We start from the raw sequence: 12,568 nt of genomic DNA on the forward strand, positions 1-12,568 counted from the left end.
CGCTTGAGAGATCCATTTTTAGCAAGCACACTCATTGACGCTTTACCATAACAGTGAACAGGACACTAAATAGCGGATCCCCAATTCTCAAATAACCCCTTGGTTCGGAGCCCCCCATCTATCCCGACGCCTTCTAATCGGGGTTTGAATCTCTTGATCTTGCAGGAATGCGTATTTGAACCGAAGTGCCGATTCCAACTTTGCTGAAGATGGACACGCCATATTCGCTCCCGTAATGCAGCTTCACCCGCTGGTCAATGTTTTGAATCCCGCAGCCCATGTGAGTATGATCCTTGGGATCAAATATCTCTTGGATTCGCTCCTGCTTCATACCCAGACCATCATCTATGATTCGGTACAAGATATCATCACCTTCCTTTTGGACCACGATCCGAATATGAATCCGGTCCCCGCTCCAAGCATGCTTCAGTACATTCTCAATGAAGGGCTGCAAAATCAGTTTAATAGTCTCGTAAGGCCATACGTCAGCATCAATGTCGTAAGTGACTTCCATGCGCTGACCGTATTTCACCTTTTGGATGTCCAGATACGCATTGGCCTGCTCAATCTCTAATGCTACGGGTATTAATACTCTGCCTGAGTTTAACGTAAGTCGATAAAATTGCGCCAGCTGCACAACCATATTCTGAAGTTTCTCCGTCTCCCCGAATTTCGCAAGTTGATTAATGGATGATAGCGTATTGTATAAAAAATGAGGATTGATCTGCGTTTGCAGCATTTCAAGCTCCGCTTCCTTCTTTTGGAGTTGGGTTAAATACACTTTTTTTATTAACGCTTCGATATCCTCGCCCATCGCATTCAAGGCATTCGCAATTTGAGGAAACTCTCCTTTGCCCCGATAAGCGATCCGTTTATGCAGATCCCCTTCCCGAAATGCATTGAGTACCCCTACAATCTTCAGGATTCGCTTAGAGAAGGATTGGGAAATAACATACCCCATAAATGTAAACAACACGACGCAGAGGATACAAATAACAATCAAAACGGCCCGTACTCTCTTCGCTTCCTGTTCAATAATGTTAAGTGGAACTTGCGCAACGATCTTCCAATTCTTCTGTGGTAAATTTTCTTCGATGACCAAATAATTCTTCTGATCATGTTCTGCCAACGCTGTAGACTCATTTACCTTGACAAGGGTGTCGTTATTGTCTTCAACAGATGGACCAGAGGTAAACACCACATTCCCGAAGGGATCCAGCACCGATAGCATACTTCCGTCCCCAAGCTTCGTGTAATCCACGCTATCGAACAGTTGCGACAAGCGAACACTGAAACGCATGATTCCCACTTCTTTGATTTGCAGCGGATTGTTCATATCCACCATCCGTCGAATCATCGAGATCCGTCCGTCCCGCTCATCCTCTTCTACCTGCCTCCAGATCATTGTTGCATTGTATTTCTCTTCCGGCAGTGTGAAATACCAAAACTCATCGGAAATTCGGGTCATATGGTAAATATCATAGGTTTGTTCGTTGAAATCTTGATTGTTTTCGTTATTCCAATTTTTATACTTCTCGTACACCGTTTGATTATGAAAATAGACGGATAGCCTTAAATTAAGGCCAACCGCCTTTGCAGCGCTCTCTAGCTTTGGGAGAATCACATTGTTCATGCGGACATGATTCTCTGCACCGGATAAATTCCGGCGGACGCTCTGAATGAATGTAGGATCATCATACAATGTCGCCGATGTCTGGACGATATCATCCACCTTATAGGCAACGTTATCTCGAATCTGCTGAAGCGTCCCCTGGATGTTCACGCGGGTCTGTTCGCGCATAGTCTCATCATACATCGAATGCGAAATATAAAAGTTTACAGAAACCAATAGCAAAATAAATAGCGTAAAGGTCAGCATGAGTTTATAACCGATGGGTATATACCCCAGCTTCTTGCCGTTTGTTCCGGATAATGGAACCCCGTGATTGTTCATCCCAATTCTCTCTTTCGATACTCCATGGGTGTCATCGCAAATTTTTCTTTGAATTGTCGGCTGAAATAAGGAAGGTAACGGTACCCTACCTGATCGGCGACCTCATAGACTTTGAGGCCAGGCTGTTTTAGCAATTCACATGCTTTTTCCATACGCAGTTGTACTAGCAGTTCATTAAACGTATTTCCTGACCTCTCTTTAATCAAAAATCCGATATGACTCGGCGAAAAAGAAAAATGCTGGGCAATATCCTTTATCGTTATATTCTCACTCATTCGTTCTTTCATCGTTTGGATAACACTGCGGATGAATTTACTATCCTTTGAATTGGATTTCTCATATAATCTTTCGGAAATTTCGAATATATGCTGAATGAACCAAGAACGAATATCACTGACGGTTTCGAACTGCATCAAAATATCCAGATGATGTATCTCCATGCCTAACAGATCAAACAAGTCTTCATTTCGGCTGCTTAAATATTGTTCGAGCTTCCAGATAATATAGTTCGACATATTATGCACGGTAAATCGGGAGCGCAGACTCCTTATAGAACCGAATAATTTCTCCAACTCATCACAGATTTGGACCAGCTCGTATTCCTCCATCGCCTTCAAGAGGACGTTCATGCGTTCATCAAGCATCCTTGCATCCAGCATTCCCGGCTCGGCACTGACGTCTTCGTACTTGATAATACTTCCCTTGCCCAGAAACATCTTGCCTTCCACAGCTTCAACAGCTTGCCTATAAGACAGGTGAAGTTGATCCAAGGCGCGCACGGGTTCACCAATGCCCGTTGTCATGGATGTCGTCAAATGCTGCTGAACGCTATCCATCAGTGTGATTATCGTTGGAGTAGCGTTACTGTCCTCCAGCAGTATCGCTATTCGTTGCGAGGACAGCTTACAGTAAGGAAGCATGCCCCTCCCACTATCCGTAATCGCCTCTTGAATACGTTGCAGAAATATTCTCGCCAATTCCCTCTGTGAAGAAAGGCTCCCCGCTTGGCGCCATGATACATTATCGAGCTCCATAACTGCGACGCGAACCGGCCACTTCAACTGGTCGAATTCATAAGAGATACTCACCTTTGTCAGTAATTCTTCTGATTCTTCCCGCTCAAGCAGACGTATAAGAAAATCGCTTTTGACAATGGGGATCATCTCCTGATAAGCCATCTCCACCTCGCGCTGCTTGGTTTCTTCATCTAGATCCCGCTTTACCTTGATTAAGGAAGCAACCAGTTCTCTATCGTTCATCGGCTTGAGAACATAACTATACGCCTTCAATAAGAGTGCTTGCTGGACATAGCTAAACTCCTGATATCCACTGACAAAAATGATTCGCATGTTAGGTTTATGTTCAAGCGCAATCCGTGCCAGCTCGAGCCCGGACATATAAGGCATATTGACGTCACTAACTAAAATATCAACATCTTCGCTCTTTATAATTTCACAGGCCGACAACGCATTATTGACGCTCCCCACTACTTTCATACCCAGATCAGGCCAAGGAATGAATCTTTTCATTCCTTCGAGATCCAGCTCTTCATCATCCACTAGCAGCACCTTGTACACGAGAATCCCTCCAGGCGATTGTAAAAAATTCCATATTTACATATTATAATCGATCTAAAACAGGCATTTAGCAAAAGCAAGAAATAAACATGCATAATAAAAAAGAGATCTCCCAAAGAACCTGGAGGGTTCTTTGGGAAATTCACCTGCGACATCTTTGTTTAAATTAGTTGCCGTTCAGCTTAGCTACGTTCTCCTGCCATTTGGCTGTACGCCATTCTAATAGCTGATCGTAGCCCAGATCCATCAAATCTTTATGGCCTTGATCAAGAATTTTGTCAACTTCTTCATCGCTCTTCGCCATAACCGATTTTGCATAGATTTCGAGGAACAATTCGTCTACCGATGTTTTGATAATCCCTTCATCTGAATCTGGAGCCGGATTCAGGTTAACAAATTCCGTGACGTTTAACTGCGTAGGCCATGTAATCGTCTGTTGGTAACGCGTTCTCCAATCCTGCTCTTCGAAAGGAAGCTTCTCCATGTACTTGTATTTGGCAGGGTCAATATAACTCGTATTACCAACGAACATAACAGGCTCATTCTTGGATTGGATTTCTGCTACTTCAGCCGGGTCATAGTTTTCTGTAAAGTTCGGCTTGCCTTCCTCATCGAATCCATCCCAGTTCTTGCCCTCTGGTCCGAAGTATTGGATATTCATTCCTTCAGGACCTGTATACCAGTCAAGGAATGCGAAGATCGCCTCAGGGTCTTCGGCAGCTGTTGTAATATAAGCAGCATTCCATCCGAAACTCGTGTAAGTACCTGGATAGATTTTATTTTTATCCAAACCTGGCTTATGAATCGGCCAGATCATAAAATATCCGCTATCCGGATCATTCTTGGTCAATTCAGGCTGCGCCTCGCCCGCCATCGTAGTTGGACTAGCTCCTGCAAATACAGCCACTCGTCCTGTCATGACTTTCTCCAAAATCTGGTCCTCGGTTTGGCTGAAGGCATCTTGAGAAATAAGCTTCTCTCTGTAAAGCTTAGCAATATATTTCTGTGCCTCACGGAATACCGGATCCGTTAGCAGAGGCGTCAGCTTCCCGTCCTTTGGAACTGCAAGCAAACTAGCGTTAAGGTTAGTGTAGCTCGCACCTTCTCCGAATGCGGTGTACAGCACGCCGAGCCCCTGTCTTTCCTGCGCACGGTGCGGTTCGAACGGAACAATTTCGCTACCATACTTCTCTTTAACCTTTACCAAGTAGTTATATAAATCATCTGTTGTTTCAAGCGGCGGCTCGCCTAGCTCTTTGTAGATCTTCTTGTTAACTACATAGCCCGCGTTACCGTACGGATTGGATGAATACCAGTTCGGGAACATATACAGCTTGCCGTCATCGGAACGAAGCATGTTCAGATCGCCCATCCATGTTTTCAGATTAGGATATTTATCGAGGTAATCATCGTAAGCTACCAATTTCCCCTCTTTACGAAGTCTCTCCATGTCCGGATGGTTACGATCTGTCCAGATCATATCCGGAAGATCATCCGAAGCCATCATCGCACTCAGCTTTTGGGTATGTGCTCCAGCAGCCGCAATCATATTGATTTTCACTTGCTTCTCTTCACTCAAATATTTACCGATAGGTGTACTTTCCCATTTAGGGAAGTCCGAGTTCTCATAGTGAGCATAAGCTGAAAATTCAAGCGGTTTCTCCCCGAGTACCCATTTGCCATCACGACCACCCTCCGCCGGCGGATCGGTTTTCTTCTCGCCATCATTGTTCGCTGCCGGTGGTGTTGGGGTTGGATCCGCCGATTTTCCGCAACCGGCTAGAGCTGTGATCAGTACCAAAAGCAAAGATATCATCAACAGCAACGACTTTCTTGTCTTTCTCATTCACTAAACCCCTCTCATTTACAAAAATATATATGTTCAAAGCTGTTCGCCTTAAACCGTTCCTGAGCCTACTCTTTCAGCGAGCCTACCAGCACGCCTTTGACAAAATATTTTTGCACAAAAGGATAGACCAGAATGATCGGTAGAGTCACAACGATCATCATCGCCATCGTGAGCGACTTGGAAGTAATCTGTCTCGCATTCTCCAGCAGCGCCGTCGAAGCACTATCGAGTACGGAGCTTGAACCGGATACAATATTGGCATTCAAGGTTTGTCGAAGAATTGTCTGAATCGGGAGCAAATTATCGTTGGTGATGTAAATGCTTGGCAGGAACCAGTCGTTCCAGTGTCCAACGGCAGTCAACAAAGCCAGCGTAGCGATAACCGGTCCGGACAAGGGGAGGATAATCCGAAAGAAAGTGCCCCAATTGCTGCAACCGTCGATATTGGCCGATTCTTCCAAGCCAACGGGAAGGCCTTTAAAGAAGGTTCGGAATATGATCATGTTCCACACGCTGATGAGGGATGGAATAATAAATACTAGAAAGCTATCCATCAATCCCAAGGAACGGATCAGGAGATACGTTGGAATCAATCCTCCGCCAAAATAGAGGGTAAATATAAAGAACAATGTGTAATATTTGCGTCCGATCAGATACGAACGGGTCATCCCGAATGCCAGGAGCGCTGTCATGAATATGGAGGTTGCAGTTCCGACTATGGTACGGCTTACGGATATAAAGAATCCGTTAAGCAGTCGATCATCTTGGAGTATGATATTGTAATTTTCGGTTGTGAACTCTCTTGGCCAGAAGGTGATTCCGCCTTTTGCGGTGTCCACACCTACGTTGAAGGAAACAGCAATTGCATTCCAGAACGGATAGAGCGCCGAGAAGGCTAGTAAACTGAGAAAGACGTAAATCACGATAAGCGTAACCTTGTCACTGAAGCTAATTCTTTTTAACATGCCGTACCTCCTGAGGGCTGCTGATTCTTACCATAAGCTATTACCAGATCTTCGAGCCAAATAGTTCGCGATCGTTAGCAGTCCTACACTGATAATCGCCTTAAACAATCCGATAGCAACCGCATAAGAATAACGGTGTGACCCAAGGCCCACTCGATAGACATACGTATCAATAACATCGGAAACCGGCCTCAGCACCGGATTGGATGCCAGGAGCAAGATGTCCTCAAAGCCTGCATTGAGCAAGTTGCCGATAGCAAGAATCATGAAGATGATGACAACCGGCATAATCGAAGGAAGCGTAATCAGATAGATCTGCTTGGTCTTGCTAGCCCCGTCAATGTCTGCAGCCTCGTACAGCGCCGGATCGATACTCGCAATTGCAGCAAGGAATACAATCGAGTTAAATCCGATCTCCTTCCATACGTTGGCCGAAATCAGGATCGTCCAAAAATATTCCTTCAATGAGAGGAAATTGATCGGTTCATCAATGGCCCCGATGCTCTCGAGCAGAATATTGATGCTTCCGTTTTCCGTTGACAGCAGGGCAGTGGTGAAGCCTGCCACAATAACCCATGATAAGAAATGAGGCAGATATGTAATCGTCTGGATGACTCTTTTGAATAACATATGGCGAACTTCATTCAATAAGAGGGCCAGTAGAATCGGTGCTGGAAATCCGATAAAGAATTTCAACAGACTGATCACAATCGTGTTGCGCAAAATTCTTTCAAACTCGGGGGCGGCAAAAAAGGCTTCAAAATGCTTAAAACCAACCCACGGGTTATCCCAAATCCTTGAGCCGGTGAACAGGTTATAATCCATAAAACCGGTGATCACGCCATACATAGGCAGATAGGCAAAAATGAATACCAGAATCACGCCGGGTAATACCATGAGTTGAACATCCCATTGCTTCATTAAGCGCCTAAGGAAACTTTTGTTATGGACTTTTGGCTGCCGGGAAATGGGTGATGGTTGCTGTTCTGTAGTAACTTGCGGCATATAGATCCTCCTGTTACGAAATGATGTAAAAGCATGCCAGGTCTCTGAATATCGACCATTCCGAAACCGCTTGCAATTGACTTAGTATCATTCTAACTTTGGGAATATTTTGAATCTATATAATAAAACCCCGATTTTTTACACTTCTACCGGAATGTTTTATCCTTTCCAGCCAATAAAAAACGTCGATCGACTTACTTTCTCAGCAGACAGACCGCATTTAGTGGAAGTTTTTCTTGCAATATATGGATGTTAAGCCCTCGGATGTTTATACTTTCTTATCTCTAAAAAAAGACTGCCTTCAGGTCATATAGACCTTCAAGACAGTCTTTGTATTCATCTTTAAGCACCGGTTATTGTAGTCCTGACCTCCACCACCGTTGAGAAGAAGGTAGCCCCTTCGCCCATATCCGACAACCTGTCGGGTGTAAGGGCATTGGCGCGCTGCTTCCTGCCTTCGCCTTCCCACCACAAGCCTTGGCTGACTACGGTGCCCGGCAGCATTTTATCCGTCACCTTGGCTCGGACTTCGTAGGTTCCACGGTCGTTGTACACCGTAACCATGTCTCCGTCCACTATACCGCGTTCCTCTGCATCCGCCGGATGAATCTGCAGGGCAGGCTCCTTCTCCAACTTCTGATGCTTCTCCACATTCGCAAAGGTCGAATTCAGGAAGTTGTGGTTCGGCGGCGAAATGAACATAAGCGGGTATCTGTTCCCGCGGCCGCGCCTTACACCGTCATATCCTTCCTTCAAGGGCACGTAAGTCGGAAGAGGCGGAAGACCTGCTTCCTCCAACTTCGCGGAGTAAAGCTCGATCCGGCCCGAAGGCGTCGGCAAACGATCCAGATATGTTTCAAGCGGCGTCATGTCAAGCTTCACATAGCGGTGTTCCTTTAGCTTGTCCATCGTGACGCCGTTCAGATAAGGGTTGTCCGGGAAGTCGAGCGCTCTTGCCATCATCTCCTCTTCGGTCTCATGGAAGGCCGGGTCGGTGAACCCCATGGCCCGGCCCAGCAAGGAGAACAGCTCCACGTTGCTCTTGCTCTCCCCGAGCGCCGGAATGACCGGCTCCTGCAGCTGGATATACTGATGCCAGTAGGATGCGAACAGGTCTGTATTCTCAAATGAGGAGGTTGCCGGAAGCACGATGTCCGCATACTTGGCTGTATCCGTCATGAACAAATCGTGTACGACGGTAAACAGATCCTCCCTTGCAAACCCTTCGCGCACCCGCCCGGTGTCAGGAGCGACAACCAGCGGGTTGCTGCAATAGACAAAGACCGACTTAATCGGCTGTTCGGTCATGGCAAGCGCCTCGCCGATCCGGTTCATGTTAATGGTCCTGGCATCCGGATTCGGCCGGAGATCCGGACGCTCCAGTGCATCGCTGTCCATGCTGTTGTAGCCACCATTCGACTTGGCAGCCCCTCCGCCCCGCTTCAGCCATTGTCCGGTCAAGGCCGGAAGCGCCGCGATGCTGCGCACCGTCAAGCCTCCATTGTCGTGATGCTGAAGACCGTTACCAATATGAATATAAGAAGTACCGGCCCGGCCATACAGCTCGGCCAGCTTCTCGATATCCTCTACCGGAATGCCGGTAATGGAGGATACATGCTCCGGCGTATAGTCTTTGACATGCTCACGCAAGGCTTCATGCCCGAGCGTATACTGCCGGAGGAATTCCTCATTCACCATGCCATCTCGGAACATGATGTGCATGAGGCCGACCGCCAGTGCCGCATCCGTGCCCGGAAACAGCGGAATGAACCAATCCGACCATTGCCCGGTCTGGTTCTTATGAACATCAATCACAATGACCTTGGCACCGGCCTTGCGTGCTTTCTCTGCCAGCACTACTTGGTGCATATTGGTGCTGACGATATTACCGCCCCAGACAATGATGACATCGGCATGAACGGTTTCCTCCGGGACGGTGCCTCCATTAAACCCCATCACGGATTTCCAGCCCGCAGTGCCTGCGGAATTACAGATCGACTGCTTCAGGCGGCTGGCGCCCAGCCTGTTGAAGAATCTCCGATCCATACCGTCCACGCTCAATATCCCCATATTGCCGTAAAAGCTGTATGGTAGAATGCTCTCGGAGCCATATTCCTTGATCAGCTTCTTGTAGCGCCCGGTAATCTCCTGAATCGCTTCATCCCAGCTGATCCGCTCGAAAGCCCCCTCACCCTTGGGCCCTACCCTCCGCAGCGGATAAAGCACGCGCTCGGGATGATACACCCGATGTGCCATATTGCGGACTTTATTACAGATGGCTCCCTGCGTCATCGGATGATCCGGATTGCCGGTAACCTTCACGATTTTTCCATTCTCTTTATGCAGCAGCAAACCGCAAGTATCGGGACAATCCAACGGACATACCGCCGGAAACACACCATTCTCCTGATGAATCATCGCTTGAGTCATTTCGTCCATTCCCCCTTGTACACGCTGAATCATATCCCCTTATCTTAAAAGAAAATCAGGGCTCCAGTAAAGTCTTACATTTTTTTCTGAGCGGGTGTTTCACTCTACTTCCTTCCGGGTATATTCCTATCAAGAGCAACGAAGAGGAACCCAGACCCTTTCTCTTCCTTGCCAAATCATGGACCACTCCCAAAAAATTCGCCATGCCCATGTCTCCTCCCCCGAGACCGGCATGGCGAATTTGTTTGTATCCGGCGTCTATCGCATCACATCTGAGCTACTTGCCCTTACGCATCATAGAAAATCATGCTTTCTATAGCAAACATGCAAAAAACAAAGCCTGTCAAAGCCACATATTTATGTAAGCGCTTATCTGTCATTTTTTATAAATAATTCTGCTTTATTCTTCGTTGGAGGGTGTTTTACAAAAGATTTGAGCAGGCGTAATATACTATTCAGCTTCGAAATCATTCTTCATATTCACATGACATTCGCTTAATTTCCAATTGGGAAAGCGGGGGAACCACACGTATGGATGGATACCAATAGGATCTGTCAACCATACTATGGGGTGAATCCTGATGCAGCGCGTACTTACGCCGCGACTATTATCAGGTAGGGCGACTCTCACCGCCCGAATCCGACAGCTAACCTCGTCAGCGTTGATGGAGAGGGTTGTGAACTTGTGATCAAACACAGGGTTCTAACCTGTGTTTTTTGTTTGGCAAAAAATCAATATTGGAATGGAGATAGCCCATATGTCCAGCACATGAGGCACACCGATTGAACTCACTTCAAGCAGTTCCCATCATGTACCTATTCTTAATCGGCGGTGAAAAACATGTTATCTTCTATCAAACGATTCCTCATCGGAAGACCCCTTAAATCAACGGAATTGGGCGAGCAAAAGCTGAACAAAACCAAAGCGCTGGCCATCCTTTCATCCGACGCCTTGTCGTCCGTGGCCTATGGACCTGAACAAATTCTGATCGTCTTGATGACCGTTGGCGCGGCTGCCTATTGGTATTCCATACCGATTGCCGTCGGGGTCCTGGTCTTATTGCTGGCACTTATCCTATCATATAGACAAATTATTTTCTCATATCCGCATGGCGGCGGAGCCTACATGGTTTCCAAACGGAATTTAGGCATGTATCCAGGATTGGTCGCTGGCGGCTCCCTGCTGGTCGACTACATCCTGACGGTTGCGGTCAGCGTATCGGCGGGGACGGACGCGATCACGTCTGCTTTTCCGGAACTGCATGCCTACAATCTGCCCATCTCCATCGTGTTCGTTCTATGTTTGACCGTACTCAATTTAAGAGGGGTTACGGAGTCGGCCACCATATTGGCTTATCCGGTTTACTTGTTTGTACTGGCGCTTTTTATCCTGATTGGCGTCGGAATATTCAACATAGCTACAGGCCATGCGTCACCAGAGCTTCACACGCCGATCGGCACGCCTGTCGCCGGTCTCAGCTTGTTCCTGCTCCTGCGGGCATTTGCCTCGGGCAGCTCTGCCCTGACCGGCGTTGAAGCCATTTCTAACGCCATCCCGAACTTCAAGGATCCCGCTCCGAATAATGCGGCCAAAACCTTGGTCGCGATGGGATCCTTGCTGGCAATGTTATTTTCGGGCATCGTATTCCTGGCCTATTACTATGGGGTTAGCCCCAGCGAGCAAGTCACTGTCGTTTCCCAGATTGCCGAGCATACCTTTGGACGAAACGTTTTTTATTACTTTATCCAAGGAACAACGGCTCTCATTCTGATCCTGGCCGCCAACACGGGATATTCCGCCTTCCCGCTGCTTGCCGTTAATCTGGCGAAGGATAAATTTATTCCCCGAATGTTCACCGTCCGGGGGGACCGTCTGGGATATTCAAACGGGATTATCATACTTGGGTTCTTCTCCATTCTGTTGCTGCTGACTTTCGAAGGCAAAACCGAGCATCTGATTCCTCTGTATGCCGTCGGCGTGTTTATCCCTTTTACCCTCTCCCAAACAGGGATGATGGTGAAGTGGATTCGCGAAAAGCCCGAAGGATGGATCGTCAAGCTGATCATTAATACCACCGGCGCATGCATTAGCTTTATCGTGACGATGATCTTCTTTTTCACGAAATTCGCCCAAGTGTGGACCGTCTTGATTTTCCTGCCGCTGATCATTTGGATCTTCACACGAATCCACAAACATTATGAGGCCGTAGCAGACCAGCTGCGAATTACGACCTGTGAGCCGGTTAAGCCGATTGAGGGAAATGTTATTATTCTTCCTGTGGCTGGAATCACGCATGTGGTGGAGAACTCGCTGAATTATGCCAAATCACTGGGAGCAGGACAAATTATCGCGGTGTACGTGCCGTTCGAGCGGGAGGACGAGGCGGCCTTCCAGGAAAAATGGAAGAAGTGGCAGCCGGACATCCGGCTGGTGACGCTGCACTCGCCTTATCGGAGCATCATTCAGCCGCTGACCAAATTCATCGATACCGTGCAGCGAAAGGCAAGCGAATCGCACTACCAGGTTACCGTTGTCATACCGCAGTTCATCCCCAAGAAGGGCTGGCATAACTTCCTGCACAATCAGTCCAGCTTGCTCATTCGCGCACATTTACTGTATCGGAGAGATGTGATTATCACCACAGTACCTTACCATTTAAAAAAATAGCGGGCTTGTTCCGCTGCGACTTATACAAGGAATCCACTCCGCCAACAACACTAAAAAAGCTGCGATCATCCGATCCCTATTCTTAAGGGAGGGGTCAATCGCAGCTTTTTTTCCTCCGCC

7 protein-coding genes and 1 riboswitch are annotated in these 12,568 nt (G+C 47.3%); of the genes, 1 reads left to right on the forward strand and 6 read right to left on the reverse strand.

The genetic code is table 11. The annotated features are described in order from the left end of the window. Nucleotides 1–133 precede the first annotated feature (133 nt). The 6 genes from MKY48_RS31410 to MKY48_RS31435 all read right to left on the reverse strand — a co-directional run bounded on the left by MKY48_RS31410 (nt 134) and on the right by MKY48_RS31435 (nt 9,780). Nucleotides 134–1,954 carry a sensor histidine kinase gene (locus MKY48_RS31410; protein WP_339268551.1) on the reverse strand — a complete coding sequence of 607 codons (1,821 nt, stop codon included), beginning with the start codon at nt 1,952–1,954 and terminating at the stop codon, nt 134–136. Next, nucleotides 1,951–3,531, reverse strand: coding sequence for a response regulator (locus tag MKY48_RS31415; RefSeq protein WP_339268553.1), 1,581 nt, complete (start codon nt 3,529–3,531; stop codon nt 1,951–1,953). The genes MKY48_RS31410 and MKY48_RS31415 overlap by 4 nt, the downstream gene beginning before the upstream one ends. Before the next feature lie 166 nt (nt 3,532–3,697). Further along, a complete protein-coding gene (locus MKY48_RS31420; RefSeq protein ID WP_339268555.1) occupies nt 3,698–5,377 on the reverse strand; it encodes an extracellular solute-binding protein in 1,680 nt (559 codons plus the stop codon). A gap of 68 nt (nt 5,378–5,445) precedes the next feature. Continuing rightward, nucleotides 5,446–6,345: a carbohydrate ABC transporter permease gene (locus MKY48_RS31425; protein ID WP_339268557.1), complete on the reverse strand. Its 900-nt coding sequence runs from the start codon at nt 6,343–6,345 to the stop codon at nt 5,446–5,448. A 27-nt stretch (nt 6,346–6,372) separates the two neighbouring features. Then, nucleotides 6,373–7,350, reverse strand: coding sequence for an ABC transporter permease subunit (locus MKY48_RS31430; protein WP_339268559.1), 978 nt, complete (start codon nt 7,348–7,350; stop codon nt 6,373–6,375). Nucleotides 7,351–7,692: 342 nt separating this feature from the next. Next, complete coding sequence (locus MKY48_RS31435; RefSeq protein WP_339291868.1) at nt 7,693–9,780, reverse strand: molybdopterin oxidoreductase family protein; 2,088 nt, start codon at nt 9,778–9,780, stop codon at nt 7,693–7,695. Nucleotides 9,781–10,262: 482 nt separating this feature from the next. Further along, nucleotides 10,263–10,458: riboswitch (cyclic di-AMP (ydaO/yuaA leader) on the forward strand. A 163-nt stretch (nt 10,459–10,621) separates the two neighbouring features. Between MKY48_RS31435 and MKY48_RS31440 the strand changes: the two genes are divergently transcribed. Continuing rightward, the gene (locus MKY48_RS31440; RefSeq protein WP_339291869.1) at nt 10,622–12,448 is read left to right on the forward strand and encodes an APC family permease; all 1,827 of its coding nucleotides are present in this window, start codon (nt 10,622–10,624) and stop codon (nt 12,446–12,448) included. Nucleotides 12,449–12,568: the final 120 nt, after the last annotated feature.

The sequence above is a fragment of the Paenibacillus sp. FSL W8-0187 genome, assembly GCF_037969755.1.
GTDB lineage: Bacteria > Bacillota > Bacilli > Paenibacillales > Paenibacillaceae > Paenibacillus_AQ.